The sequence below is a fragment of the Novosphingobium indicum genome (assembly GCF_014645195.1).
GTDB classification, from domain to species: Bacteria; Pseudomonadota; Alphaproteobacteria; order Sphingomonadales; family Sphingomonadaceae; genus Novosphingobium; species Novosphingobium indicum.
In genome coordinates this window covers 1-25,578 of the sequence record NZ_BMLK01000015.1, presented here as the reverse complement: position 1 = coordinate 25,578, position 25,578 = coordinate 1, and the positions used below count along the sequence as shown (strand labels likewise).

Here is a 25,578-nt window from a genome sequence, read left to right as displayed (position 1 = left end):
GGTTGACACAGTTGACACGGTCCAGAGGCAGAACAGTTCTACCCCTCGATCCGCGAGAAGTCCGCGACGTTGTGCACTGCAGCACGGAAACGATCAAGCAATACAAGACGTGCAGTTCTCTTATTGGGATCGGAATCGTTCACCGTCACCTCTTCAAAAAACGCATCGATAGGTTTTCTGAGCGAAGCCAATGCTGCCATGGCCGCTGCGAAGTCTTCCTTTTCGACAGCATCCGCGGCCTGCGGCTCGGCCTGATCGAGAGCCTCGATCAAAGCCTTTTCCGCCGGTTCGGGCGTGTAGGACAGCGAATTGTGCGCAGCAAATTCCGCAGCGATGATTGGAGCGAGGTCTGGATCGTCGACCAGCGCCAGCGGATCTTCCTCGCCGGTGCGCTCGATGCCTTCGGACTTGCCCGAGCCCTTCCAGTCCTCCTTCTTGAGGATATTGGCCGCGCGCTTGTAGCCGGCGAGCAGGTTGGTGCCGTCCTCGCTGGCGACGAAGGCCTGCAGCGCATGGACGCGGGCGAGCAGGCGGACGAGATCGTCTTCCCCGCCGAGTGCGAAAACCGCGTCGATCAGGTCGTGGCGGACGCCGGCTTCCTTCTGCTGGACCTTGAGGCGGTCGGCGAAGAAGTTTTGCATCTCCTCAACAACAAACCAAACCGACTGATATGTTACTTGCGCTTCTTTCGCTGCGTAAGCCTCGGCCAAGTTTCGAGCCTGAGCCTCCGTCAATGGGAGCCGGTGACTCGCTTTTTCCATTTCTCGCCAGAGACCGACAATATGATTGAAGCTCTGATCTTGGGCAGCTTCAAGCTCACCCACCTTCATTACCGCGTAGTCGTGCTCTTGCAGAAACCGAGCAGTGAGAACGTCAATCTGTCGGTCGCGCTCACATTCAATCGCAATGTGGCGCGCTGCGACCAAGACATCCTTCAATGAATATCGAAGCCCACAATCCAGAGTTGCACGCACAAACCCCAGAGCGGAACGCCGAAGTGCAAATGGGTCTTTTGATCCTGTTGGCTTTTCTCCGATCGAGAAGAATCCAGCAATGGTATCCAGCTTATCCGCCAGAGACACCGCTACCGTCACCGGCGCGGTAGGCACCTCGTCGCCTTGCCCCACCGGCTTGTAGTGATCGCGAATGGCGTCGGCCGCGGCGTCGGACAGACCCTCGGCGCGGGCGTAGTAGCCGCCCATGAGGCCCTGCAGTTCGGGGAACTCGCCCACCATTTCGGTGACGAGGTCGGCCTTGCACAGCCGCGCGGCGAGTTCGGCCTGATCGGCGAGTTCCTCTTTCGTCGCCCCCGCGGAGGCGGGGGCCCCGCTTGCTGCTGGGCTCGAAGATGAAGCGGGTTCCCCGCCTTCGCGGGGATGACGGGCAGTGGTGTCGCCGACGATGCCTTCCTCAACCAGCCAGCGAGCCAGCTTGGCCACGCGCTCGACCTTGTCGGCGACGGTGCCCAGCTTCTCGTGGAAGGTGATGCGGCCCAGCTTTTCGGCGTGCTCGGACAGCCTGGTCTTCTTGTCCTGCTCCCAAAAGAAGCGCGCATCGGACAGGCGGGCCGCGAGAACCTTGCGGTTGCCCGCGACAATCGCCTCACCGCCGTCGCTGGCGTCGATGTTGGCGGTGCACACGAAGGCATTGGCGAGCTTGCCGTCCTTCTCGCACACGAAGTACTTCTGGTTCACGCGCGCGGTGAGCTGGATCACTTCGGGCGGCACTTCCAGAAACGCCTCGTCGAAGCGGCCCAGCAGCGGCACGGGCCATTCGGTAAGACCGGCGTTCTCGATCACCAGCCCCTCGTCCTCGACCAGCGTCAGCCCGGCGGCCTCTGCGGCATTGCGGGCCTCGTCGCGGATGAGGTTCTGGCGCTCCTCATGATCGACGATCACATGGCAGGCCGACAGCTTGCTGGCGTAGTCATGCTCACCGCCGATGGTGATCTCGCCCGGCGCATGGAAGCGGTGACCGCGCGTCGTGTAGCCGGACCTGATCCCGCCGACTTCGCATTCGACCAGCTCCTCGCCGAAGATGGCGACGATGCCGGACAGCGGGCGAACCCAGCGCAGGCTCTCCGTGCTGATCGAGGCGGAGCCCCAGCGCTGCGACTTGGGCCAGGGGAAAGCGCGGACAATGGCGGGGATAGCCTCTGCCAACACGTCCTTCACGGCGCGGCCGGGCTTTTCGACGACCGCGAAATACGTCTGCTTGCCCTTGATGTCGCGAACTTCGAGCTGATCCCTGGTCAGTCCGGTCTTGCGCAGAAAGCCTTCGAGCGCCTGTTCGGGCGCGCTGGTGGCCGGGCCCTTGGTTTCCTCGCGAACGGCCTCGGTGGTTTCGGGCAGATCCTTGGCGATGAGCGCCAGACGGCGCGGGGTCGACCACACGATGATGTGGCCGAGCGCGACACCGGCAGCATCCATTTCCTTGCGGAAAAGCTTTTCCAGATCGGCGCGGGCACCGGCCTGCATGCGGGCGGGGATTTCCTCGGAGCGCAGTTCGAGAAGGAAGTCGGTCATACGGTCCACCCCGGGAATTTCGCTTCCCACTCGTCCTTGTTCTTTTCGATCCAGGCCTCGCACGACCCCTTGGCGAGATCGCGGACGCGGCCGATGTAGCTGGCGCGTTCCTGCACCGATATGACGCCGCGCGCCTGCAGCAGGTTGAAAAGGTGGCTGGCCTCGATGGCCTGATCGTAGGCCGCGAGCGGGATCTTGGCATCGATGCAGCGCATGCACTCGGCCTCGGCAGCCTTGAAGCCGGCAAAGAGCGAGTCCGTGTCGGCAATCTCGAAGTTGTACTTCGACTGCTGCTGCTCGTTGGCGAGGAAGACGTCGCCGTAGCTGACGCCTTCGTTGTTGAAGCGCAGGTCATAGACCCAGTCGACGCCCTGGATGTACATCGCGAGGCGTTCGAGGCCGTAGGTCAGCTCGCCGGCGACCGGCTTGCAGTCGAAACCGCCGACTTGCTGGAAATAGGTGAACTGCGTCACTTCCATGCCGTCGCACCAGACTTCCCAGCCCAGGCCCCAGGCGCCCAGCGTCGGGCTTTCCCAGTCGTCCTCCACGAAGCGGATATCGTGCGCCAGCGGATCGATGCCGATTGCCGCGAGGCTCTGAAGATAGAGTTCCTGAAGGTTTTCCGGGTTCGGCTTCAGGATTACCTGATACTGGTAGTAGTGCTGCAGCCGGTTCGGGTTCTCGCCATAGCGGCCGTCGGTGGGGCGGCGCGAAGGCTGGACGTAGGCCGCTTTCCACGGTTCGGGGCCCAGCGCCCGCAGCGTCGTAGCCGGGTGGAACGTACCGGCGCCCATGCGCATGTCGTAGGGCTGAAGGATCAGGCACCCCTGCGCGCTCCAGAAATTGTGGAGCGTCAGGATCATGTCCTGGAAGCTGAGCGGCTGGGAGTCAGCCTGTGAAGCGGCGGTGGACATCGCGGTTCCGTCAAAAATCGTGGTGTCATTCGTGACTGCGCGGCCTTTGGCGGATCGCACGGGTCAAATCAACCGCTATGGGCGGAGGATATCCTTGCATTAAGCCCACGTTTGGCCTTTGTCGCGCATGGCTATGACCATGGTACCGCTCAAGACCCTGCTTCGTTCCGCCACCTGTGCCGTGGCGCTGTTCTCCACCCTTCCCGCTTTTGCCGAGGATGTGGCGCCGCCGGCGGCCGAAACCGCCGCTCCCGCGCCTGCGCAGCCCGCGCTCTGGAAAGTCGCCGACGAGGATACGACGATCTGGCTCTTCGGCACGATCCACATCCTGCCCGAAGACATCGCGTGGTATGCCGGCCCCGTGTCCAAGGCCTTCGACGAGTCCAGCGAACTCGTGACCGAAATCCCGCTCGATGCCGCGCAGCAGTCGCAGAGCATAATTGCCGAAAAGAGCCTGCGCGCAGACGGCAAGACCCTGCGCGAGACGCTGACCGACGAGGAACGCGCGGACTATGAAGCCGGCATGGCCTCCATCGGCCTGCCCCCGCAGCTCTTCGACAAGAACGATGCCTGGTACGCAGCGCTGATGCTCACACTAATCCCGCTCAAGGTTTCGGGCTACAATCTGGAAAGCGGCGTCGACACCCAGATCAGCGCCAAGGCCAAGGCCCGGCACATGGAAAATGCGGCGCTGGAGAGCCCCGAATACCAGATCGCGCTGTTCGACGACCTGCCGCGAAAGGTACAGCACGCCTATCTCGATCAGGTCGTGGAAGCGCTGCCGACGGTGAAGTCCGACATCGATGCCATGGTCGACGCGTGGAAGGCCGGCAAGGCCAAGGACCTCGCCAGGCTTCTCAATGAAGAGGAAGACGATCCCAAGCTGCGCAAGGTCCTGCTGACCGACCGCAACAAGGCCTGGGCCAAGTGGCTGAAGGCCCGCCTCGACAAGCCGGGCACGGTCTTCGTGGCCGTGGGGGCCGGACACCTCGCCGGAAAGGGCAGTGTGCAGGACCAGCTGGCACGGTACGGCATCACCTCCACGCGGGTGCAGTAACCGAACGATGCGGCACTGGGTGATCCTTCTGCTTGCGGCTCTGGCGCTGGCCGGATGTTCGTCGATCCCGCAGCATGCGGATCCGGCGCTGTGGAAGGTCGAAAGTCCCGAGGGTCAGGTGGGCTGGCTGTTCGGGACGATCCACAGCTCGCCGCGCCCGCTGGACTGGGAGACTCCTCCGGTACGCGCAGCGCTCGAAGATGCCGGTGCGGTAGTCGTGGAAGTCGGCAACCTTGCCGATGAAGCCGAAGTCTCGGCGACATTCGCCCTTCTGGCGAAGAATTCAGGCCAACCACCGATTTCCCAGCGCGTGATCGCGGCGGACCGCCCTGCCCTCATCGCCCTGCTGAAGAGCACCGGCTACAAGGACGGCGACTTTACCGCGATGGACACCTGGGCTGCGGCATTGACGCTGGCGCGCAACAATGCCGGCAGGGATGATGCGCGAAACGGCGTGGACCGCGCCGTCGTGGCGCAGGCCGGGCCGAGACCCATCATCGAACTGGAAGGCGCCACCAAACAGCTGAGCCTCTTCGACTCGTTGCCCGAGAGCGAACAGCGCGACTTGCTGGGCGCCGTGGCACGAGAGGCAGCTGATCCCGAACGCGACTTGTCCGCCGCCTGGCGCAGCGGCGACATGGCCGCGATCGAGGCGGAAACCCGCAAGGGATTGCTGGCCGATCCGGAACTGCGCGAGGTGCTGTTCACGGCTCGCAACCGCCGCTGGACGGCCCGGATTGCCGAAGCTGTCAGGGCGGGGCGAAAGCCCTTCGTCGCGGTCGGCGCAGCGCACATGGCAGGCCCCGATGGCCTGCCCGCAATGCTCGCGCGGCAAGGCTTTTCCGTCACGCGCGTGGATTAGCCGCCCGCAAGCACGCAGAAGCTTGTCTTTGTGCGGCTTTGCGCGTAAGGGGCCGCCCTTCCCATCGTGGTCATCCCTGGAGGCGTGATGGGCGGCACCGGGCGAATGAACGGCCGGTTGCCGAGATTTATCCAGTTTTCGAAAGGCAAGTTCTCATGAGCGATTCGCTTGTAATGCCGGCCGAGACGCGCGAACGGGCAGGCAAGGGAGCCTCCCGTGCTCTGCGTCGTGAAGGTCGCGTCCCCGCCGTTGTCTATGGTGCCAAGGAAGGCCCCGTAGCGATCCACGTCGAGGAAAAGGAGCTGGTCCGTCAGCTCGGCACCGGTCACTTCTTCAACTCGATCGTCGAAGTTGAAGTGGGCGGCAAGAAGGTGCGCACGCTCCCCAAGGACGTTGCCTTCCACCCGGTCTCCGACCGTCCGCTCCACGTCGACTTCATGCGTCTGGCGAAGAACGCCACCGTACACGTCAACGTGCCGGTTTCGTTCATCAACGAAGAGCTGTCCCCGGGCCTCAAGCGCGGCGGCGTTCTCAACATTGTTCGTCACGAGCTCGAACTGGTCTGCAACGCGGACAAGATCCCCGACGAGATCGTTATCGACGTGACCGGCTTCGACGTGGGCGAATCGATCCACTTCAGCCACGTTTCGCTGCCGGAAGGCTCCGAATCGGCGATCACCGATCGCGACTTCACCATCGCGACGATCGCGGCGCCTTCCGCTCTCAAGAGCCAGGAAGGCGACACGACCAAGGAAGAGGGTGAAGAGGCCGAAGGCGAAGCCGGAGCCGAATAAGTCTTTCAGACTTGAAACGGCCCTTTCCGCCCCGGCATACCGGTGCGCGGAAAGGGCCTTTCTCTTTTCTACAGACACGGAATTGCCATGCAGCTTTGGGTCGGCCTCGGAAATCCCGGACCGCAATATGCGATGCACCGCCACAACGTGGGGTTCATGGCCGTCGACACCATTGCCGAAGTTCATAGCTTCGGTCCGGTCCAGAAGAAGTTCCAGGGCTGGTTGCAGAAAGGCCGCATAGGCCTTGAGAAAATCCTGCTGCTAAAGCCCGCCACGTTCATGAACGAGAGCGGCCGTGCCGTGGGCGAGGCCATGCGCTTCTACAAGCTTGACCTGTCCGCCCTCACCGTCTTCCACGACGAACTCGATCTCGCCCCGTTCAAGGTCAAGGTGAAGCAGGGCGGCGGCCACGCCGGGCATAACGGCCTGCGCTCCATCACGCAGCATCTCGGCCCCGACTTTCGCCGCGTGCGCCTCGGCATCGGTCATCCCGGCCACAAGGACCGGGTAACGGGTTATGTGCTGGGCAATTTTGCCAAGACGGAAATGGATCCGCTTGCCGACATGCTCGGTGCAATTGCCGGCGAAGCCGATTACCTCGCAGCCGGCGATGACACTCGTTTCATGAACGATGTTGCCCTGCGACAGCAGGATTGAATTCCCGCAAACTATTGCAATCGAATTCGTTAACACATGTTAGGCGCTGTAAAGCTGAATTAGTGTCGAGTTAGCTTACAACCAGCAGGGCTGCTCAGACCCGTTAACCAGCGAAAACCCCGGAAATCTCCAATTGGCACGCCGTTTGCGAAGAAGGGCGTCAAGCAATTCTGAGAAAAGGGGTAGTTCAAATGATCCGCAAGACGCTTCTCGCACTTTCCTTTACTGCCGGTTCGGTCATGGCGTTCAGCGCACCTGCGCAGGCGACGTGGTGGGGCGGCTCGTGGGGCCACACCCACTACTGCAACTGCGGCGACTCCACCGGCTCGGCGCAGTGCGGCACGACCTCGGGCGGCACCACCACTTCGGGTGGCACGACGACTTCGGGTGGCACGACGACTTCGGGTGGCACGACGACCTCGGGCGGCACCACGACCTCGGGTGGCTCTACTTCGGGTGGCTCCACCTCGGGCGGCACCGACGTTCCCGAGCCCGGCATGCTCGGCATGATGGGCATGGGCCTGCTCGGCCTGGCTTACGCCCGTCGCCGCAAGACCCGCGCCTGATTTCAGAAATTCCCGGCCGTTTCCACGCGCCCATCGCGGAAACGGCCAAGAGGGAAGAAAATCCAGCCCGTCGCTCCCGTCGGGGCCGGAATTCGAAGCCGTCGTCGGTCTCAGCCGACGGCGGCTTCCGCTTTCTTGAGATCGCGGGCGATCACGGTGTTGCGGGGATCGGCGCTTGCCGCGGATTGCAGCAGGTTGCGCGCGCGGACCAGATCCAGCCCTGCGTTGAGACGCACGAGGCCGGCCAGATAGAGATAGTCGGGATTGGTGGGAGACTTCGCCAGAGCGCGGTCGGCATAGCCGATGGCCTCTTGCGGGCGTCCGAGATTGCTCGTGGCCAGGGCCAGACGCTTCAGGACTTCAGGGTCCTCACCCTTCTCAAGCAACTTGCTGAACACCCTCAGCACCTGCGGCCAGTCCTGATGCATGACGGCCAGATTGCCCTTTTCCACCAGCGCCATGGTCGGCTTGAGGCGCGACGGTTCCATTCGAGCTTCAAGGCTGGCCGCCTCAGGCGCGCCGACCGCTTTGGCAGCCTTGGCGCCGCTTTCGATAATCGGCGGCGGCGCGAGCGTGCTCATCGCCAGCGGCTTGAGTGTCGCCCATGCGCTTTCGGCATCACCGCTCGCCAGCTGCGCCTCGCCCAGCATCATCTTTGCGTAGGGATTGCCCGGCAAGGCCAGAACCGCGCGGTTGAACATCACGCGCGCCTGCTCGGCATGGCCCAGACGCAGCATCGCTTCGGCGTAGCGCATCTGCAGCCCTGAACCGGGATCGAGCTGCGATTCCTTGCCCTGCAGGCCGAGGCGCACCTTGTCCCACTCGCCCTTCTCGGCGAGGAGCTGATACGTCAGCGCTTCCACCTGTTCATTGTCAGGATCGAGCTTTCCGGCTTCCTTCACGAGGTCGCTGGCCTCGTCCACCTTGCCCTTGGCGTCGTACTGGTTGGCCAGTGCGAGCAAGGGCCCTGTCCGACCGGGAAAGTCCGCGACGAGTTTCTTGTAGATTGCGATGGCCTTGTCGGTTTGCCCGCGCGCCGCGGCGAGATCCCCGGCAAGAGCCTTCGTCTCGTACGCATCGGGCGCCATCTTTTCCATGCGCTGCAGGATCGATCCGGCACCATCCGGATCTCCCGAAACGAGCCGGTAGCGCGCATAGGATTCGGCAAGTTGAATGTCATCGCCTGCGGCCATGCCGTTCTTGTAGGCGTCGACCGCCTTGGTATCGTGGCCAAGGGCAAGGTGAGCCTCGGCGCGGACACGCCAGCCATTGGTGGAGGTATCGTTGCCGACGAGCTGCAGCGCTTGTTCGGGGTTCTCTCGCAGAAGAGCGACCTGTGCCTTCATCCAGGAAAGATCGGCGCTCTTGTATCCGATGCGCTCGAGGCGTGTCAGAATGCCTTCGGCGCCGTCCGGTTCGCCAAGGCGTAGCTGCGTACGCGCCATCAACGCCAGAACCTTCTGGTTCTCCGGTTCTTCGCGAAGCGCCGAGGCCAGCTGCAGGCGCGCAGCCTGATAGTTCTCCGCAGCATAGCTTTCTTGCGCTTTTGCAAGGAGTGTTTCGGGACTGTCGCCGCATCCGGCAAGGACGGCGAGGGCAGCGAGGGGGACGGCCAGTCGGGTAATCCTTTTCATGCGCGCCTTCCTACGCAGAAGGCCTGAAATTTCCGTCAACTCGTGCAGGTTTTTCTCGGCAAACTGGTCAAGTCCGATCACTGCCGCTATGGGCGGCCAAATTTCATTTCCGGAGTATCACATGGGTTTCCGTTGCGGGATCGTGGGCCTGCCCAATGTTGGCAAGTCGACCTTGTTCAATGCACTGACCGAGACACAGGCGGCGCAGGCGGCGAACTATCCGTTCTGCACGATCGAGCCCAACGTCGGGCAGGTCGGCGTTCCCGATCCGCGCCTCGACAAGCTGGCCGAAATCGCCGGCAGTCAGAAGATCATTCCGACCCAGCTGTCCTTCGTCGACATTGCCGGTCTGGTTCGCGGCGCTTCCAAGGGTGAAGGCCTGGGCAACCAGTTCCTCGGCAACATCCGCGAAGTCGATGCGATCATCCACGTGCTGCGCTGTTTCGAGAACGACGACATCCAGCACGTCGACAACAAGGTCGATCCCATCGCCGACGCCGAGACGGTCGAGACCGAGCTGCTGCTCTCGGACCTCGAGAGCCTGGAAAAGCGCGTGCCCGCCGCTCAGAAGCGGGCCACCGGCGGCGACAAGGAATCGAAGATCGCCGCCTCCGTGCTGGGACAGGCGCTCGAACTGCTGCGAGAGGGCAAGCCAGCCCGCCTGACCGAGCCCAGGGACGAGGAAGAAGCCCGCGTCTTCCGTCAGGCCCAGCTCCTCACCGCGAAGCCGGTGCTCTACGTGTGCAACGTGGAAGAGGAAGCCGCCGCAGAAGGCAACGAATTCTCCAAGCGCGTCTTCGAGAAGGCCGCGGCCGAGAATGCCACCGCCGTCATTGTATCTGCCGCCATCGAGGCCGAACTGGGAGGCATGGAAGCGGACGAACGCCTGATGTTCCTCGAGGAAATGGGCCTGCACGAGGCGGGCCTCGCCCAGATCATTCGCGCCGGTTACGAATTGCTCGACCTGCTGACCTTCTTCACCGTCGGTCCCAAGGAAGCGCGCGCCTGGACCGTTCACAAGGGCGCCAAGGCTCCGGACGCAGCCGGCGAAATCCACACCGACATGCAGCGCGGCTTCATCCGCGCCGAAACCATTGCCTACGAGGACTTCGTGGCGCTGGGCGGTGAAAGCGGTGCCAAGGAAGGCGGCAAGCTACGTCAGGAAGGCAAGGACTACGTGGTGCGCGACGGTGACGTCATGCACTTCAAGTTCAACGTCTAAGTCCGAGGCACCGCCGCGTTCGGGCACATTGCCCATTGTTATGCGTTAGCTGTCCCGTGAGGGAACAGAGGAAACGCACAGCCAATGGTCGACAAGTCTGAGAAGGTCGTTTGGATGGCGAGGCTTGGCTTCGTCGCCCGCGGCATCGTTTATGCCCTGCTCGGGTATCTGGCTCTTTCGTCCGCTGAAAGCCAGACCGTCAAGCAAGGGCAGTCGGGCGCGCTGGAATATCTGAACAGTATCCCCGGCGGAACGGCAATCATGTTCCTCGCCGCGGTCGGGCTGCTCGGCTACGGGCTGTTCCGCCTGTCCAGCGCTCTGCTGGATACTGAAAATCACGGGACCGAAGCGAAGGGGCTGGCCGCACGGCTGGGTCATTTCTGCAGCGCCCTGCTCCATTTCGGCCTGGCATGGTCCGCCCTGCAATTCGCCATCGGCAGCAAGCAGGATGCGGGAGACCGGACCCATGCAATGGTATCGACCGCGCTCTCTTACGAATTCGGATCGCTCGCGCTCGGCATCGTGGGAATCGGACTTCTCGGTGCCGGCATTTACCAGGCAAAACAGGCCCTCACTCTGCAGTTCATGAAGCGGGTATCGTCGCGTGCTCCGTCGTGGACGTGCTGGCTGGGCCGGTTCGGCTATGCAGCGCGCGGCCTCGTCTTCCTGCTCATCGGCTGGTCCCTGCTGCGATCGGCATGGTTCGAGGAAACCGAAGAGGCGCTCTCGCTGGGCAACGCCATTGCCGACATGCGCGACATGGGCGCCGTCCATACACTGGTGGCTCTCGGCCTGCTGCTGTTCGGCATCTTCAGCATTATCGTCGCCCGGTACCGGGTCATTCCGGACCTCGACCCCAGCAGCCACATGGGGCGTGCAAAACGCACCTTTTCGTAGCCTCTTGAGGCGCCAGATTTATTTCTTCGCTCCGTTCGTCGCGTTTCGGGCACCAATGCAGCTGGGCTGCGTTGGCTAAACATCAAGGATTTTTAATACGAACCAATAGCGTGGCCCAATGTCAGACCCCAACAAGCGAGCCGTCGTCTACCGCATGGTGATGGACAAGCACGTCTGCCCCTTCGGCCTGAAGTCCAAGCACCTTCTGAAAACCAAGGGATACCGGATCGAAGATCACTGGCTGACGTCTCGTGAGAAAACAGACGCGTTCAAACGGGAACACGGTGTCGACACAACGCCTCAGACCTTCATCGCGGGGCAGCGCATCGGCGGCTACGAAGACCTCAGAAACTTCTTCGGTCTTGAAGCGAGCCACAACGCAATTGGGCGCTATGTTCCGGTGCTTTGCGTCTTCATCACCGCTGCCGTCGCCGCCTTGGCAGCCAGCACCGCATCATTCGGCACCCCCTTGACCGTATTTTCGGCAGAATGGTTCGTGTCGATCGCCATGATGTTGCTCGCCATGCTCAAGCTTCAGGACATCGCGAAGTTCTCGAGCATGTTCCTGGGCTACGACTTGCTGGCGCGCAGATGGGTCCCCTATGCCTACGCCTATCCGTTTCTCGAGTGGTCGGCGGGCGCGCTGATGACAGCGCATATCCTGCCCTGGCTTGCAATACCCATAGCCCTGTCCATCGGCAGCATCGGCGCCGTGTCGGTCTATTACGCGGTCTATGTTCAGAAGCGCGAATTGAAATGCGCCTGCGTAGGCGGCGCGGGCGATGTGCCGCTCGGGTTCGTTTCGCTGACCGAGAACCTCTTCATGATGGGCATGGCGCTCTGGATGTTGATCAGGCCGATCTAGCCGCCGCGCTCAGCCCTTGCAGGTCACCCAACCATCAGCAGTAAAGGCCACGCGCTCACGCGCGTCGTGAAGGATCAGGCGGGCGGGCCAATGGTTTTGCCCTGCTCCGGTACCCTCGTCGGGAAGCCTCACGAGATCGACCCACCCGGCCAGACCGACATAGCTCGTGCGCGCATCGCCGGGCAAATCCGCTGTTGCGCGTTTAGCCGCATAGCGCTGAATCTCGTTATCAATGCGAGTGAAACCCTCCCGGCTCCCGGCAAGGAACAACGGCTGCTCGACACCTTCCTTGCGAAATGCGCAGGAAGCCCGGTCCAGCCCGTAACGCTGCATGTCCTCATCCGAAATCGGGCTGGGAACGACAGGCTGCAACGGCGGCTCGCTCATGCGTTCCACCATCGCGACGTCACGCGCAGTATCGCTGGCCTGCTGCTCGACCTCCTTGGTGTCGCAGCCACCGATCATCGCTCCCATCACCGCGACGGGAACGACCAGACTTCGCAATTTCCAATGCATCACTTTCGCCCAAACAACTTTTCTATATCCTGATGGGCTAGTTTAACCAAGGTGGAGTCACAAAAGACAATCTGAAAACATCGGCTTCGCCTGCCCATGGCCATCAAAACCAATGTGTGTCCGCTAGGTTCCGTTCACGGCCACGCCGGGTGGGCAACGCGCGCATAATTGCGGTCGACCAAATCTTTTGCACCCAGCGCCTCGATGAGGATTTCTGCCGCTTTGTTCGCCCGCCTCTCCCCGGCAGAAGCCGCCGGGCTGTTACAGCCTATGTCGGCAAATGACGAAACACCGCCAAAATTTTGATCGGCGTCGTTCCAGTGAAGGATGCTCCAGCCTCGCCCTGAATCGAAAATCCGTTCGGCGCAAACCGCGACCCGAGTGCGACCATCGTCGAGGCGGAAGTAATCCCCAAGCTGAGTCTTCGCCTCACCTGTCAGACCGGGGAACAGGAATTCCTGCAGATTCTCTCCACTGAACGTCCAGCCAGCAAAATCACGCATTGGCGAAATCAAGTCAGTGACTTGAGCGGTCGTCTCGGGTGAGACGATCCCTGAAACGACGACGTAATCCTCGCGCCGAAGCGCCTCTTCAGATTTCACCCTCAGCATCCCAGATCCACTTCCGAAAATGCCGAAATCATCGTTCCGGACCTTCTTCAGAATGATGGAGGCGCGCCCATCGGGATGCAACCGGACCCTGCTGCTGCGATAATCTATCTCAAACGAATGGATCGGCTTCTTTGGCTCAATGCCCTCCCAGACATCACAATCCGCGTGCGAATACCATTCGAGCGGCCTTGTCCAACGAAAACTACCGTCAGGACGGGTGGCACACGTGTCATGGGTCAAGTTCACCATTTCCGCCAAACCTGCAGTCACTAAGACTGCCAAGACTAGCGCCAGCCCCACTTTTCCCTTAGAAGACACCGTCAGCTTACCCTACTTGCGCCCGAACAGTTTCTCGATATCACCGTGGGCCAGTTTTACCCACGTAGGGCGGCCATGGTTGCATTGCCCCGAACGCGGGGTGCGCTCCATTTCACGCAGGAGGGCATTCATCTCGGCAACGTTCAAAGAACGCCCTGCCCGCACGGAGCCGTGACAGGCCATTGTGGCCAGCACGAGATCGAGCTTTTCGCCCAGCAGCAGGGCATCGCCGTTCTTCGCCAGATCGTCGGCGACATCGCGCACAAGAGCTTGAACGTCGCTCTTGCCGAGCGCCGAGGGAACGGCGCGCACCAGCATCGCCCCCGGTCCGAAACGCTCGATGGCAAGACCGAAGCGAACAAGATCGGCGATCTTGTCTTCCAGCGCGTCGCAGGCGGTTTCCTCCAATTCCACGACTTCCGGCAACAGCAGCGCCTGCGAGCGGGACATGGCGTCTTCGGCGCCTGCCGCTCTCAGCCGTTCGAGCACGAGACGTTCGTGCGCGGCGTGCTGATCGACGATGACAAGCCCGTCCTGCGCTTCGGCAACTATATAGGTTCCCGCCACCTGTCCGCGGGCGACCCCCAGCGGATATTGCAGCGCCTCCTCGGCCTCTTCCGCCACCGCCTCTGCGCGGGCGGACGGCTCGGCCATGATTTCGGCCTCATACGAGCGCCAGGCCGTGCCGGCCTCCGATACCCGCGCGCCCCCCACATGCGTGCGGGGCGCGGAATATTCGCGCGCAAAGAGTGAGCCCAGCGCGGGTGCAGCGGGCGATGGAGTAGCGACAGGTTCCACCTGCCAATTGCCCATGGCACTGGCGGACGGTGGCTGCGCACTCTTCTGTCCTGCGCCTTCGAGCGCATGCCGCAGAGCGCCCACCAGAAACCCGCGGATGAAGGCCGGATCGCGAAAACGCACCTCGGTCTTGGCCGGATGGACATTCACGTCGACTTCCTCGGGCGGAATTTCGAGGAACAGCGCCAGCACCGCATGGCGGTCCCGCGCGAGCATGTCAGCGTATGCGCCGCGCACCGCACCAACGAGCAGCCGGTCCTTCACCGGACGACCGTTGACGAACAGGTACTGGTGATCGGCGACACCGCGGTTGAACGTCGGCAGACCTGCTACGCCGGTAAGCCGCGACGTGCCCCGCTCGGCCTCGATCACCACGCCGTCCTCCGCCAGTTCACGCGCGACAAGGCGGGCTACACGGGCCGCGAGTTCCTCACGCGGCTGCACGGCAATGACGCGGCGACCGTCATGCTCCAGCACGAACCCGACGTCCGGACGGGCCATCGCGAGACGGCGCACGACATCCTGGCAGGCGGCATATTCGGAGCGCGGCGTGCGCAAGAACTTGCGCCGGGCGGGAACCTTGCCAAAGAGCTGCTCTACCCGAATTCGCGTCCCCGGTGGCAGCGCAGCGGGGCCATCCGCCACGGTCTCGCCATGATCGACGGCGCGCTTCCAGCCCTCGCCGGCGTCGTGCGGCCGGCTCTCGATCGTCAGCCGCGCCACCGACCCGATCGATGGCAAAGCCTCGCCGCGGAAACCCAGCGTGGCGACCTGCTCGATATGCTCGTCGGGCAGCTTCGATGTCGCGTGACGTTCGAGCGCTAGCGCGATCTCGTCTGGCGACATCCCGCACCCATCGTCGGTGACCTCGATCATGTCGAGCCCGCCCGACGCGATCCGAATCGTGATCTGATTCGCACCGGCATCGATGGCGTTTTCAACGAGTTCCTTGAGCGCGGAAGCCGGACGCTCGACCACTTCACCGGCAGCAATGCGGTTGACGAGATGTTCAGGGAGGCGGCGAATTGTGGGCATGACCAAGACCTAGCGATGAAACGGCTTCAATTCGAGACGGATGCCGAGAGAAACCCACCAGAAATCGACACAAAATTTTGGCGTTTCCCGAATCGATGGGCTAAGGGGGCCCCTTCCATGCCAACCTGCCTTTCGACTGTTCCGAATTATTTCGGGCAAGAGACTGGTTAAAAAACGGATTTTAGATGGCCGGCCCCTTCTCGCGATTCTTCAAACTCGGCTCCCAGAACATGGCGATCGACCTTGGGACCGCCAATACGCTCGTCTACGTCCAGGACCGGGGAATCGTGCTCAACGAACCGTCGGTTGTTGCCATCGAAACGCTCAACGGCATCAAGAAGGTCAAGGCCGTTGGTGATGATGCCAAGATGATGATGGGCAAGACGCCCGACAATATCGAGGCCATTCGCCCGCTGCGCGATGGCGTGATCGCCGACATCGAAATCGCGGAAGAAATGATCAAGCACTTCATCCGCAAGGTGCACGGCAAAAAGAACCTCTTCCGCTATCCGGAAATCGTGATCTGCGTGCCTTCGGGCTCCACCTCGGTCGAACGCCGAGCCATTCGCGACGCCGCCAGCAACGCCGGTGCAAGCCAAGTTTACCTGATTCTGGAACCGATGGCTGCCGCGATCGGTGCCGACATGCCGGTGACCGAACCCGTCGGCTCCATGGTCGTCGACATCGGCGGCGGCACTACCGAGGTTGCTGTGCTTTCGCTGCGCGGCCTGGCCTACACCACCTCGGTGCGCGTGGGCGGTGACAAGATGGACGAAGCAATCGTCTCCTACGTCCGCCGCCACCACAACCTCCTCATTGGAGATGCGACGGCCGAGCGGATCAAGAAGGACTACGGCATTGCCGTGGTCCCCGAAGACGGCATCGGCGAGACGATCCACATCAAGGGCCGCGACCTCGTCAACGGCGTGCCCAAGGAAATCACCATCAATCAGGCGAACGTCGCCGAAGCCCTTGCCGAGCCGATCGGTGCGATCATCGAGGGCGTGCGCATCGCGCTTGAGAACACCGCGCCGGAACTGGCCGCCGACATTGTCGATCAGGGTATAGTGCTGACCGGCGGCGGCGCTCTGATCCAGGGCCTCGACGAGTATCTGCGCGAGGAAACCGGCCTCCCCGTAAGCGTTGCGGAAGATCCGCTGTCCTGCGTCGCGCTGGGTACCGGCCGCGCGATGGAGGACCCGATCTACCGCGGCGTCCTGATGTCCGCCTGACTTAGGTCGCCAAAGAGGCGGCGCCAGCCTCTCAAGGGGACCGCCGCCAGGAATACAGGAGTGCATGGCGCATGGCCCCGCCTGCCAATAGGCGCTTCGGATTTTCGCGCCGGGCGCAAAATGCGACGTTCCTGAGTTACACTGCTGGCGTGGTGGGTCTTGTCGTGGGCATCGGCCTGGTTACGGTGTCCATCGTCAAACCCGAAGCCTTTGCCGGTGTGCGCACCGCTGCAACGGACGCGACCGAGCCCATGGGGCAAGCGACAGCAGCGGGCCGTAGCTACAGCAAGAACTTCTTTGCGAGCATTGCCGGGTATCTCACTTCGGGGCGCGAACATGCGCGGCTGGAACGCGAGCTGGCAGAAGCCAAGGTACGCCTTGTCGAGGCCCAGGCGACCGAAGCCGAGAACCGTCGCCTGAAGCGCTTGCTCGCGCTCAAGGACGTCGAACCAGACGTTGTTGCCTCCGCGCGTCTCACCCGCTCCACAAGTGCGAGCGTTCGTCGCTTCGCCATCATCGATGTTGGCCGCAAGGACGGTGTCACCAAGGGCATGCCGGTACGGTCGGCAACCGGACTGGTTGGCCGCGTGCTCGAAGTGGGCGCGACGAGTGCGCGCGTGTTGCTGATCACCGACACCGAAAGCCTTGTTCCTGTTCGTCGCGCCAGCGACGGTGTGCCCGCGTTCGCGCAGGGTCATGGAGACGGGACGATCCGGGTGCGCCTGATCAACCTTGGCATCAATCCGCTCAAGAAGGGCGATGTCATGGTCTCCTCCGGCTCGGGCGGTCTCTACCGTCCCGGCACGCCAATGGCGATCGTGACCGAGATCCTGCGCGACGGCGCCATTGCCCGTGTGCTGAGCAACCCTTCGGATACCGACTTCGTTATGGTTGAAGAGGTTTGGGGCCCGAACGAGCCGCCCCCGCCCCTCAATCCGGATGCGGAGAGCGACTGAGCATGCCACGGCTTACCTCCGGCGGGCCTCCTCCATCCAGACGGCGGATTAACCGCGCTCCCTCCCCGGTTCTTGCCCATACCCTGCCCTGGCTGACGATCCTGCTGGGCTCGATGATCCCCGGCTGGCTGCTCATCGCGTCAGCCCCGGTCATGCCGCCGCTGGGCTTTCTGCTTTTCATTGCATGGCGGCAATTGCGGCCCGGCCTCCTGCCTATCTGGTCGGCGCTGCCGCTGGGCCTGTTCGACGATCTTTTCTCGGGTCAACCGTTCGGTGCTGCCGTGTTGTTGTGGTCGCTAGCGGCGATTGCACTTGAATTCGTCGAAGCACGCGTGCCGTGGCGAAATTTTCTCACCGAGTGGCTTCTGGCGATTGGCCTGATCGTATCCTATATCGTTTTGTGTCTGGGTCTTAACAACCTGGCCGGCGCCGGTGCCCCTGTAAGAATCATATTGCCGCAGATCGTGATTTCCGTTCTCTCCTATCCGCTTGTCGGGCGCTTCGTTGCAGTCATGGATCGCTTGCGGCTTACGCCGATCACGGTCTTGCGATGAAGATCAATTTCCGGCGGTTCTTTCCCGAACGCCACACGACTTCAGGAACGCTGCGCAATAGTTTCGACAGGCGCAGTATGGTTATCGGCACGGTTCAGGGCGGGATCGGCGTCCTGCTGGCATCGCGCATGGGCTATCTCGCTGTCTTCGAGAACGAGAAGTACAAGCTCGAGGCCGAGAGCAATCGCGTCAATCTCTCGCTGATCCCGCCGCGCCGCGGCTGGATCCTCGACCGTTACGGCACCCCGCTGGCGTCGAACCGCGCGGACTTTCGCGTAGACATCATTCCGGACCGGATGAGCGATCCCGAGCGAACCATCAACCGGCTTGGCCGGCTGCTGTCGCTGACGCCGATCCAGATGCAGGACCTGCACGACAAACTGGACAAGGCCCGCGGGTTCGCCCCGGTGGAAGTTTCCTCGGGCCTCGACTGGGAGCGCTTCGCCGCAGTCAGCGTTCGCCTTCCAGACCTGCCCGGCGTGGTCACACAGCGCGGCTTCTCGCGCCATTACCCGGCGGGCCCCTGCGTAGGACATCTGCTCGGCTATGTCGGCACCGCCTCGGCAGAGGACTACGAAAAGGACCGCGATCCCCTGCTCATCACACCCGGCTACAAGGTCGGCAAAGACGGGATCGAAAAGGTCTTCGAGCAGCAGTTGCGCGGGAAGCCCGGCGCGCGCCGCGTGGAAGTGACCGCCTCGGGCCGCATCGTGCGCGATCTCGAAACGCGTGAGGACGTGCAGGGCCAGACCATCAAGCTCACCATCGATGCCGGCTTGCAGGAATATGCAGCGCGGCGGATCGGTCCGGAATCCGGCGCGGTCGTGGTCATGGACTGCCATACCGGCGACGTCCTGACGATGGCCTCGATGCCCAGCTTCGATCCCAACAGCTTTTCCGACGGCATCGGCCGTCTCGAATGGAAGATGCTGTCGGACGACGACCATGTGCCCTTGCGCAACAAGGTCCTGCGCGGGCTCTATCCGCCGGGGTCGACCGTCAAACCGATGGTGGCGCTATCCTTCCTGAAGGCCGGGCTCGATCCCGAGGAATCGGTCGTCTGCAACGGCGGCCTGCGCGTGGGCAATCGCGTGTTCCACTGCTGGAACCGGCGCGGACACGGCCGGGTCAACATGGCGAAGGGCATCTACCAGAGCTGCGACGTCTACTTCTACTACTTCGCCCAGAAGATCGGCATGGACCCGATTGCAGCGATGGCCCGGCGCCTGGGACTGGGGCAGGAATTCGACCTGCCGGTTGTCGGGCAGTCCTACGGAACCGTCCCCGATCCCGCGTGGAAGCTGAAGAAGTACGGCCGCGAATGGCAAACCTACGACACCGTGAACGCAACCATCGGCCAGGGCTACTTCCTGGTTAATCCGCTGCAGCAGGCGGTGATGGCCTCGCGCATTGCCAGCGGGCAGGAACTGATGCCCAGTCTGCTCTATTCGGACAAGCGCGGAGGAGCACCCTCGTTGGGAGTCACGCAGGAACACCTGGACTACGTGCATCAGGCCATGTCGGACGTGGTGAACGGTCCGGGTACCGCGCACCGCGCTGCGCTGCCCATCGAGGGCGTCAATCTAGCTGGCAAGACCGGTACGGCACAGGTTGTCAGCCTGAGTGTCAGCAGCGGCAAGGGTGGGCTCTGGAAGTACAGGGATCACGGCCACTTCATCTGCTTCGCCCCGTTCGACAAGCCGCGCTATGCCTGCGCGGTCGTGATCGAGCACGGGGGCGGTTCGGGCGCGGCCTATCCGGTTGCCCGTGATGTCATGACCTATCTCTGGGACAAAGAGAAAGCCATGGACAAGCTGCTGGAGTTCGAAAAGCAGTGGGGCGGCACTCCCAGTGAGCGGCTCGATGCCCGCTATCGTGCCTATGCCGCGCAATATGGCGTGAACGTGCCTGCCGTCTCTGCAGAGGACGTGCGACAGGCGGAGAACACTCAGCAGAGCGTCCAACCCATCGTCAACGAGGCGCAGACGCCCGCACCCGAACCGGTCGCTACGGGCACCGAAGCCCCCGCCGGAGAGGCTACGCCGCCTCCCGCGACCGAGAGTGATGGTTCCGGGGCCAATCCACAATGAGCCGTTCGATTGTCCCCGAGCCCGTCGCCCGCCAACCGTGGCAGATGCTGATTCCGCTGTTCGGGCTCGTCGCGCTGGGCGGCGCCGTCCTCTATTCCGCAGCGGGCGGTCATCTTCAGCCCTATGCGCTGAGCCATGTGATCCGCTTTCTCGTCTTCCTGGTCATGGCGATCGTCATTTCGCTGATGAGCCGCAATCTGTTTCGGATGGCGGCTTATCCGATCTATGGCGGCATCGTGGTGCTGCTGGTGCTTGTGGAAGCTATCGGCGCCGTCGGCGGCGGCAGTCAGCGATGGCTCAACCTCGGCTTCATGACGCTGCAGCCATCGGAGCTGATGAAGCCGGCCATCGTGCTGGTCCTGGCCAAGTTCTACGAGACGCTGCCCCCGCCGATGACGGCAAGCATGCGCGGGCTCGTGCCGGCTGCGGTCCTCATCGGGATTCCCGCAGCGCTGGTCATCCTGCAACCCGATCTCGGCACGGCACTGGCGATCTGTTTCGGCGGCGCCGTCACCATGTTTCTCGCCGGCCTGCCGCTTTCCTGGTTCCTGGGGGCAGGCGGTGTCGCGGTGGTCGGCACGCCGGTTGCCTTCTTCACACTGCTGCACGACTACCAGCGCAAGCGCGTGCTGACTTTTCTCGATCCCGAAAGCGACCCGCTCGGCACCGGATATCACATCACCCAGTCCAAGATCGCGATCGGGTCGGGGGGTATCTTCGGCAAGGGCTTCGGCAACGGCACACAGAGCCACCTGCAATACCTGCCCGAAGCCCACACCGACTTCGTGTTTGCCACGATGGCAGAGGAATGGGGATTCATCGGCGGTCTCTTCGTCATCTTCGTGTTCGGTGTGCTGATGGCCTGGGGCCTGCGGGTCGCCCGCAACGCCCCTGACCGCTTCTCGAGCCTGCTGGCAGCCGGCATGACCGCGACCATTTTCTTCTACGTTGCCATCAACCTGATGATGGTCATGGGCCTTGCGCCGGTGGTGGGCATCCCCCTGCCCTTCATGAGCCACGGCGGCACCTCGATGCTGACAAACATGATCTGCCTGGGCACGATCATGGCCGTAAACCGCTGGAATCAGAGGCCCAGCACATTCTCCTGACTTTCCTGAAAGTTTCCCCCTTTTCATGGGCGAAACATACGTTATAGGAGCCCCTCCGCCGCCGAATCGGCGCGGGGCTGCAAGGCCCTCCGGCAAGGCAGCGTGGACGCATAGCTCAGTTGGTAGAGCAGCTGACTCTTAATCAGCGGGTCCTAGGTTCGAGCCCTAGTGCGTCCACCAAGCCTTTCCTCCTGCGGTATCCGTGGGGACGCATAGCTCAGTTGGTAGAGCAGCTGACTCTTAATCAGCGGGTCCTAGGTTCGAGCCCTAGTGCGTCCACCATTTTTTCACTATATATCAAGCTTTTAAGTTACTTCCAGAAGTGGGCTTTTCGTTCGCTTCCAGGGCTAGGTAGCTTTCTAGGTAGCAGGCAAGATTTCCGCATATCCTAAAGCGGCGCTCGTTTGGCCGATGTCTATCGAACGCGGTGGTATGTGGACTTTTGTGGAAGCGTGCGGATGGTAGCGGAGGAGGAGTATTTTTTAGACATTTATCATACTGATATATAATGCTTTCCGTGAGGGTCGCGCCCCAAATACCCCCACTGATACCCCCAGAATTTCGATGCGGCGAAGCGCATATTTTATGCGGCGATTTGCCGAGTCTTCAGCGCCAGTCACCGCACCTTCCGCCTCGACAATCACCCACCAGCGCATTCGGCTTCCAGGTAGCGCCGGACACGTATGATGTCCGCCAGCTCGCCGTTCAGCATGAGATGAAGTGCGCTCACGCCATCAAAAGCGGCATTGTCCATTCGTATCCACGAATAGGCTCGCTCCGGCTTCCGGAAGATTGTCATGAGCGCCTCCTGGATGCCCATCAAATTCGACAATCGAGCATGGCACTCTGAAGAGCACTTCGCTAAGCTCTTCTCCTTCCATTGCCGATAGGTCCGCAACGGCAAATCCAGCAGCATGGCCGCCTGCTCCTCCGTCACGCCCCATTTCTCGAAAAGGTTCAGGCTCGTACGAAAGAACGCGGCAGCTTCCTGCTGGGCATCGATGGCATAAACTTCGCCGAGCATTTGCTCCAAATCCTCGCAAAATCGAAATCTGCTCGGAGACTTCATAACATGAGGGCATGGTGTGATCCACACGGCGGCGGCCACCCGCCATTCCCATAAACTGTAGCCATTGACTACATATAAGCCATGAGCTACACTGCAGGAAATGAAACCAGTCACCTACACGCGGGCTGCGTTGAAGGCCCTTCGCAAGATGCCCGTGGACATAGCCGAACGGATCATAAGGAAGATCGAGCAATATGCCGCCGACCCAACCTCGCAGGCCAACAATGTCACGGCTCTTAAGGGGCGGGAAGGTATCCGTTTAAGAGTGGGTGATCGGCGCGTGATCATGAATGATGAAGGCGTTGTTCTGACGGTTCTCGATATAGGACCACGTGGCAGCATCTACGGTTGATGGAGGCAGATATGGGTGAAATGATTTCGATCCCGCTTGAGGAATACCGTAGCTTGCAGGCCGCCGCCGAACAGCTGGCCGATCTGCAAGCCTATGACCGTGCTCTGGCGCAGTTGGCAAACGGCGATGAGGAAATGCTCCCTACCGAGTTCGTGAAGCGCATGCTCTCCGGCGAAAGTCCTCTGCGCGCCTGGCGCGAGTTTCGTGGCCTCACCCAGACCGCCCTCGCCGAAGCTTCGAGCGTCAACCGCGTGCAGATCGCGGATATCGAATCCGGACGGAAGAGCGGTTCAATCGAGACCGTCAAGAAGCTGGCCGAAGCCTTGGGCATTACTCTCGATGAACTGATTTAAAGGCACCGCAGGAAACGCTAACTTTGCGGACGTTCCACCGTTCAAGATGGCTCCCTGAAACCTGCCCTTCATTCATCAAGCTGACGTGCGGTAGCGAGCGACCTGACTTGGGACAAGTACGAACCCGCTGGCGCGGGAGTGGCGTTTGTTTTGAGGCCTGGTCAGTGATCGGCGGTCTGGGTCTAAGTTGAGGTCTGGGCCAGGTAGGCAGACGATTGCGGCTCCTTTCAACCAAGGAGTCGTATCATGACCAATGTTCTATCTGATGCCCCCGTCACTTCGCTGCGTCAGCGCATGATCGAAGACATGAATATGCGCCGGTTTACGCGGAAGACCCAGTTCGACTACGTGCGGCATGTCGCGAGGTTCGCTACATATCTTGGGCGCCCTCCCGATACTGCGACTGTTGAAGAGCTCCGGCAATTCCAGGTCGAACAGCGCGAAGCGGGTATAGGGATCCCGACCATGAACAGCATCGTTTCTGCGCTGCGTTTCTTTTTCACTCACACCATTGATCGCCCGGATCTGTCCCGCAAGCTCTACACGGTCAAGAATCCGCGCTCCTTGCCCATTGTCCTCAGCCGCGAAGAGGTCGTGCTTCTCCTCGGCGCGACCAACTGCCTGAAGCACAAGGCTGCACTGTCCGTTGCGTATGGCGCTGGTTTGCGCGCCGCCGAAGTGACGATGCTGAAGGTCCGCGATGTAGACAGCAAGCGCATGCTCCTGCGAGTGGAGCGCGGTAAAGGCGGGCGCTATCGCAATGCGCTCCTGCCCGCTGACCTTCTTGCTCTTTTGCGTGAGTGGTGGACGGTGGGCCGCAAGCAAGGCGTCATGCACGCCGATGGCTGGCTGTTCCCGGGAATGCACTATCTCAAGCCGCTGAGTACCCGACAGCTCCATCGCATTGTTGTCGATGCTGCAGAGGCCGCAGGTATCAAGAAGCGGGTCGGCCCTCACACCCTGCGGCACAGCTTCGCCACGCATCTGTTGGAAGACGGCGTCGATATTCGGATCATCCAGGCGCTGCTGGGGCATGCGAACCTTGAGACCACCGCCTTCTACACTACGGTCGCAACTCGAACCGTGCGTGCGGTCATCAGTCCGCTGGACAAGTTGACGACGCTGCTCGAGGCGCAGGTAGCGCCGCCCGGCTGAGCCGTTGCGCGCCTCGCTCGAGGTCGCCGATATCTTTCGTAGCGCCGGGCCCGCCTATCGCGCGGCCCATGCCGGGCATCTCAACCTCGGCCAGCTCAAGGTCATGACGGCCATCGAGAATTGCCGCACCGCCGCGCTGGGCGGTCACGTCGAGGCCTGCGACGACTGCGGGCACTGGCGGATCGCTTACACGGCATTGCCCTAAATGCCAGGGCGCTGCGGCGCGCACGTGGCTGGCCGCGCGCGAGGCCGACCTGCTGCCGGTGGGCTACTTCCACGTCGTGTTCACCGTGCCTGCCGAGATCGCGGATATTGCATGGCAGAACAAGGCGGTGGTCTATGACCTGCTGTTCCGCGCCGCCGCAGACACGATGCTGACCATCGCTGCCGATCCCAAGCACCTTGGCGCGCGCGTCGGCATCACCGCCGTGCTGCACACATGGGGATCAGCGCTGACCCACCATCCGCATGTGCACATGATCGTGCCTGGTGGTGGCATCGCGCTCGACGGCACGCGATGGATCTCATCGCGCCCCGCGTTCCTGCTGCCGGTGCGTGTGCTGGGCGCCTTGTTCCGCCGACTGTTCCTCATCCGCCTGCTGGCGCTGTTCGACGCCGGCAAGCTGGGCTTCTTCGGCACCATGGCTGACCTCACGACACGCAAGGCCTTCCTGCGGTATCTGTCGCCAATCCGGAGGAAGCGCTGGATGGTCTATGCCAAGCCGCCCTTTGCCGGACCACAGGCCGTACTGGCCTAACTCTCGCGCTACACGCACCGCGTTGCCATCTCGAACCGGCGCCTCATTGCCTTCGACGAGTGAGGTGGTCCCGCCTTCTTGGACAGTTTGGCGGCTGAGTTACGCTAGTCCCGGTTGTCGTTATGCCGCCTGTTTGATCATCAGATCATGGTGGGCATGCCCCCCATGATCTGATTGCCCGATCTGCCGATAGGCCTCGAGCGGGGTTCGCCCGGCTAGCCCCGAGTGCGGGCGTTGGGTGTTGTAATAGGTGATCCACCGGGCAAGGCCAGCCCGCAACTCTGAACCGGTCTCGAAGCCGTGGAGATAGACGCATTCGTACTTCAGGCTGCGCCAGAGCCGCTCGATGAAGACATTGTCCATCCACCGGCCCCGGCCGTCCATGCTGATGCGGACCTCGGCCTCGCGCAGCACCGTGGTGAAGGCCTGCGACGTGAACTGACTGCCTTGGTCGGTGTTGAAGATCTCGGGCTTGCCATAGCGGGCCAGCGCCTCCTCCAGTGCCGCAACGCAGAAGCCGGCGTCCATGGTGTTTGACAGGCGCCAGGCCAACACCTTGCGGGTGGCCCAGTCCATGATAGCCACCAGATACAGGAAACCCCGGCACATCGGAAGTGGAGTAGGAAGCGCATGAGCGCTTCCCCTCCCCGAACCGTACGTGCACCTTTCAGCGCATACG

Annotated in this window: 24 protein-coding genes, 2 tRNA genes and 1 pseudogene; 19 read left to right on the top strand and 8 right to left on the bottom strand. The window is 62.1% G+C overall.

The window, feature by feature from the left end; genetic code table 11:
* Nucleotides 1–38: 38 nt before the first annotated feature.
* Nucleotides 39–2,525 carry a glycine--tRNA ligase subunit beta gene (gene glyS, locus IEX64_RS15590; protein ID WP_188821017.1) on the bottom strand — a complete coding sequence of 829 codons (2,487 nt, stop codon included), beginning with the start codon at nt 2,523–2,525 and terminating at the stop codon, nt 39–41.
* On the bottom strand, nt 2,522–3,439 hold the full coding sequence (locus IEX64_RS15585; RefSeq protein ID WP_188821015.1) for a glycine--tRNA ligase subunit alpha: 918 nt from the start codon (nt 3,437–3,439) through the stop codon (nt 2,522–2,524). The genes glyS and IEX64_RS15585 overlap by 4 nt, the downstream gene beginning before the upstream one ends.
* 127 nt (nt 3,440–3,566) lie before the next feature.
* Between IEX64_RS15585 and IEX64_RS15580 the strand changes: the two genes are divergently transcribed.
* The 5 genes from IEX64_RS15580 to IEX64_RS15560 all read left to right on the top strand — a co-directional run bounded on the left by IEX64_RS15580 (nt 3,567) and on the right by IEX64_RS15560 (nt 7,375).
* Nucleotides 3,567–4,496, top strand: coding sequence for a TraB/GumN family protein (locus IEX64_RS15580; RefSeq protein ID WP_229710462.1), 930 nt, complete (start codon nt 3,567–3,569; stop codon nt 4,494–4,496).
* Nucleotides 4,497–4,515: 19 nt separating this feature from the next.
* The gene (locus IEX64_RS15575) at nt 4,516–5,358 is read left to right on the top strand and encodes a TraB/GumN family protein (RefSeq protein WP_229710460.1); all 843 of its coding nucleotides are present in this window, start codon (nt 4,516–4,518) and stop codon (nt 5,356–5,358) included.
* A gap of 155 nt (nt 5,359–5,513) precedes the next feature.
* Nucleotides 5,514–6,152, top strand: coding sequence for a 50S ribosomal protein L25/general stress protein Ctc (locus tag IEX64_RS15570; protein WP_188821011.1), 639 nt, complete (start codon nt 5,514–5,516; stop codon nt 6,150–6,152).
* Nucleotides 6,153–6,239: 87 nt separating this feature from the next.
* On the top strand, nt 6,240–6,809 hold the full coding sequence (gene pth, locus IEX64_RS15565; protein WP_188821009.1) for an aminoacyl-tRNA hydrolase: 570 nt from the start codon (nt 6,240–6,242) through the stop codon (nt 6,807–6,809).
* A 191-nt stretch (nt 6,810–7,000) separates the two neighbouring features.
* Entirely contained in the window at nt 7,001–7,375 is a 375-nt protein-coding gene (locus IEX64_RS15560; protein WP_188821007.1) for a PEP-CTERM sorting domain-containing protein, read from the top strand.
* Nucleotides 7,376–7,485: 110 nt separating this feature from the next.
* Here the strand turns inward: IEX64_RS15560 and IEX64_RS15555 are convergent, their stop codons facing one another.
* Complete coding sequence (locus IEX64_RS15555; RefSeq protein ID WP_188821005.1) at nt 7,486–9,009, bottom strand: tetratricopeptide repeat protein; 1,524 nt, start codon at nt 9,007–9,009, stop codon at nt 7,486–7,488.
* Between the two features lie 121 nt (nt 9,010–9,130).
* Here IEX64_RS15555 and ychF point away from each other — a divergent pair, with 121 nt between their 5' ends.
* The 3 genes from ychF (at nt 9,131) to IEX64_RS15540 (ending at nt 11,993) form a co-directional block, all read left to right on the top strand.
* Nucleotides 9,131–10,231 carry a redox-regulated ATPase YchF gene (gene ychF, locus IEX64_RS15550; RefSeq protein WP_188821003.1) on the top strand — a complete coding sequence of 367 codons (1,101 nt, stop codon included), beginning with the start codon at nt 9,131–9,133 and terminating at the stop codon, nt 10,229–10,231.
* Between the two features lie 84 nt (nt 10,232–10,315).
* Nucleotides 10,316–11,128: a DUF1206 domain-containing protein gene (locus IEX64_RS15545; RefSeq protein ID WP_188821001.1), complete on the top strand. Its 813-nt coding sequence runs from the start codon at nt 10,316–10,318 to the stop codon at nt 11,126–11,128.
* 118 nt (nt 11,129–11,246) lie between these two features.
* Entirely contained in the window at nt 11,247–11,993 is a 747-nt protein-coding gene (locus tag IEX64_RS15540) for a MauE/DoxX family redox-associated membrane protein (protein WP_188820999.1), read from the top strand.
* A 9-nt stretch (nt 11,994–12,002) separates the two neighbouring features.
* Here the strand turns inward: IEX64_RS15540 and IEX64_RS15535 are convergent, their stop codons facing one another.
* From IEX64_RS15535 to mutL, 3 genes are all read right to left on the bottom strand, one after another.
* Nucleotides 12,003–12,509, bottom strand: a complete 507-nt coding sequence (locus tag IEX64_RS15535; RefSeq protein WP_188820997.1) for a hypothetical protein — start codon at nt 12,507–12,509, stop codon at nt 12,003–12,005.
* A gap of 134 nt (nt 12,510–12,643) precedes the next feature.
* On the bottom strand, nt 12,644–13,360 hold the full coding sequence (locus IEX64_RS15530) for a hypothetical protein (protein WP_188820995.1): 717 nt from the start codon (nt 13,358–13,360) through the stop codon (nt 12,644–12,646).
* A 90-nt stretch (nt 13,361–13,450) separates the two neighbouring features.
* A complete protein-coding gene (gene mutL / locus IEX64_RS15525) occupies nt 13,451–15,271 on the bottom strand; it encodes a DNA mismatch repair endonuclease MutL (RefSeq protein WP_188820993.1) in 1,821 nt (606 codons plus the stop codon).
* 185 nt (nt 15,272–15,456) lie between these two features.
* Between mutL and IEX64_RS15520 the strand changes: the two genes are divergently transcribed.
* From IEX64_RS15520 to IEX64_RS15490, 7 genes are all read left to right on the top strand, one after another.
* On the top strand, nt 15,457–16,503 hold the full coding sequence (locus IEX64_RS15520; protein WP_188820990.1) for a rod shape-determining protein: 1,047 nt from the start codon (nt 15,457–15,459) through the stop codon (nt 16,501–16,503).
* Nucleotides 16,504–16,574: 71 nt separating this feature from the next.
* A complete protein-coding gene (locus IEX64_RS15515) occupies nt 16,575–17,459 on the top strand; it encodes a rod shape-determining protein MreC (RefSeq protein WP_188820988.1) in 885 nt (294 codons plus the stop codon).
* A gap of 113 nt (nt 17,460–17,572) precedes the next feature.
* Nucleotides 17,573–18,013 (top strand): rod shape-determining protein MreD, encoded by a 441-nt coding sequence (locus tag IEX64_RS15510; RefSeq protein WP_229710458.1) that lies wholly within the window; start codon nt 17,573–17,575, stop codon nt 18,011–18,013.
* Entirely contained in the window at nt 18,010–20,103 is a 2,094-nt protein-coding gene (gene mrdA / locus IEX64_RS15505; RefSeq protein ID WP_188820983.1) for a penicillin-binding protein 2, read from the top strand. Before IEX64_RS15510 ends, mrdA begins: the two co-directional genes overlap by 4 nt.
* Complete coding sequence (gene rodA / locus IEX64_RS15500; RefSeq protein ID WP_188820981.1) at nt 20,100–21,212, top strand: rod shape-determining protein RodA; 1,113 nt, start codon at nt 20,100–20,102, stop codon at nt 21,210–21,212. Before mrdA ends, rodA begins: the two co-directional genes overlap by 4 nt.
* A gap of 104 nt (nt 21,213–21,316) precedes the next feature.
* Nucleotides 21,317–21,392: transfer RNA gene (locus IEX64_RS15495), tRNA-Lys, on the top strand.
* A gap of 26 nt (nt 21,393–21,418) precedes the next feature.
* Nucleotides 21,419–21,494 (top strand) — tRNA-Lys (locus tag IEX64_RS15490).
* A 358-nt stretch (nt 21,495–21,852) separates the two neighbouring features.
* Here the strand turns inward: IEX64_RS15490 and IEX64_RS15485 are convergent.
* Nucleotides 21,853–22,236, bottom strand: coding sequence for an MbcA/ParS/Xre antitoxin family protein (locus IEX64_RS15485; RefSeq protein WP_066521569.1), 384 nt, complete (start codon nt 22,234–22,236; stop codon nt 21,853–21,855).
* 145 nt (nt 22,237–22,381) lie between these two features.
* Between IEX64_RS15485 and IEX64_RS15480 the strand changes: the two genes are divergently transcribed.
* The 4 genes and pseudogenes from IEX64_RS15480 to IEX64_RS15465 all read left to right on the top strand — a co-directional run.
* Nucleotides 22,382–22,633 carry a type II toxin-antitoxin system RelE family toxin gene (locus IEX64_RS15480; RefSeq protein ID WP_099185760.1) on the top strand — a complete coding sequence of 84 codons (252 nt, stop codon included), beginning with the start codon at nt 22,382–22,384 and terminating at the stop codon, nt 22,631–22,633.
* Nucleotides 22,634–22,644: 11 nt separating this feature from the next.
* The gene (locus IEX64_RS15475) at nt 22,645–22,986 is read left to right on the top strand and encodes a helix-turn-helix domain-containing protein (protein ID WP_066521556.1); all 342 of its coding nucleotides are present in this window, start codon (nt 22,645–22,647) and stop codon (nt 22,984–22,986) included.
* A 246-nt stretch (nt 22,987–23,232) separates the two neighbouring features.
* Entirely contained in the window at nt 23,233–24,141 is a 909-nt protein-coding gene (locus IEX64_RS15470) for a tyrosine-type recombinase/integrase (RefSeq protein ID WP_066521558.1), read from the top strand.
* A 4-nt stretch (nt 24,142–24,145) separates the two neighbouring features.
* Nucleotides 24,146–24,959 (top strand): annotated as a pseudogene (locus tag IEX64_RS15465) (IS91 family transposase); the annotation flags it as partial.
* 60 nt (nt 24,960–25,019) lie between these two features.
* Here IEX64_RS15465 and IEX64_RS15460 read toward each other — a convergent pair.
* The coding region (locus tag IEX64_RS15460) for an IS3 family transposase (protein ID WP_229710457.1) at nt 25,020–25,578 on the bottom strand (559 nt) is incomplete at its 5' end.

Coding starts and splice junctions, on each gene's coding strand:
- glyS (WP_188821017.1), bottom strand. CDS start 2,525: ATGACCGACTTCCTTCTCGAACTGCGCTCCGAGGAAATCCCCGCCCGC.
- IEX64_RS15585 (WP_188821015.1), bottom strand. CDS start 3,439: ATGTCCACCGCCGCTTCACAGGCTGACTCCCAGCCGCTCAGCTTCCAG.
- IEX64_RS15580 (WP_229710462.1), top strand. CDS start 3,567: ATGGCTATGACCATGGTACCGCTCAAGACCCTGCTTCGTTCCGCCACC.
- IEX64_RS15570 (WP_188821011.1), top strand. CDS start 5,514: ATGAGCGATTCGCTTGTAATGCCGGCCGAGACGCGCGAACGGGCAGGC.
- pth (WP_188821009.1), top strand. CDS start 6,240: ATGCAGCTTTGGGTCGGCCTCGGAAATCCCGGACCGCAATATGCGATG.
- IEX64_RS15560 (WP_188821007.1), top strand. CDS start 7,001: ATGATCCGCAAGACGCTTCTCGCACTTTCCTTTACTGCCGGTTCGGTC.
- IEX64_RS15555 (WP_188821005.1), bottom strand. CDS start 9,009: ATGAAAAGGATTACCCGACTGGCCGTCCCCCTCGCTGCCCTCGCCGTC.
- ychF (WP_188821003.1), top strand. CDS start 9,131: ATGGGTTTCCGTTGCGGGATCGTGGGCCTGCCCAATGTTGGCAAGTCG.
- IEX64_RS15545 (WP_188821001.1), top strand. CDS start 10,316: ATGGTCGACAAGTCTGAGAAGGTCGTTTGGATGGCGAGGCTTGGCTTC.
- IEX64_RS15540 (WP_188820999.1), top strand. CDS start 11,247: ATGTCAGACCCCAACAAGCGAGCCGTCGTCTACCGCATGGTGATGGAC.
- IEX64_RS15535 (WP_188820997.1), bottom strand. CDS start 12,509: ATGCATTGGAAATTGCGAAGTCTGGTCGTTCCCGTCGCGGTGATGGGA.
- mutL (WP_188820993.1), bottom strand. CDS start 15,271: ATGCCCACAATTCGCCGCCTCCCTGAACATCTCGTCAACCGCATTGCT.
- IEX64_RS15520 (WP_188820990.1), top strand. CDS start 15,457: ATGGCCGGCCCCTTCTCGCGATTCTTCAAACTCGGCTCCCAGAACATG.
- IEX64_RS15515 (WP_188820988.1), top strand. CDS start 16,575: ATGGCCCCGCCTGCCAATAGGCGCTTCGGATTTTCGCGCCGGGCGCAA.
- IEX64_RS15510 (WP_229710458.1), top strand. CDS start 17,573: ATGATCCCCGGCTGGCTGCTCATCGCGTCAGCCCCGGTCATGCCGCCG.
- mrdA (WP_188820983.1), top strand. CDS start 18,010: ATGAAGATCAATTTCCGGCGGTTCTTTCCCGAACGCCACACGACTTCA.
- rodA (WP_188820981.1), top strand. CDS start 20,100: ATGAGCCGTTCGATTGTCCCCGAGCCCGTCGCCCGCCAACCGTGGCAG.
- IEX64_RS15485 (WP_066521569.1), bottom strand. CDS start 22,236: ATGCTCGGCGAAGTTTATGCCATCGATGCCCAGCAGGAAGCTGCCGCG.
- IEX64_RS15480 (WP_099185760.1), top strand. CDS start 22,382: ATGAAACCAGTCACCTACACGCGGGCTGCGTTGAAGGCCCTTCGCAAG.
- IEX64_RS15475 (WP_066521556.1), top strand. CDS start 22,645: ATGGGTGAAATGATTTCGATCCCGCTTGAGGAATACCGTAGCTTGCAG.
- IEX64_RS15470 (WP_066521558.1), top strand. CDS start 23,233: ATGACCAATGTTCTATCTGATGCCCCCGTCACTTCGCTGCGTCAGCGC.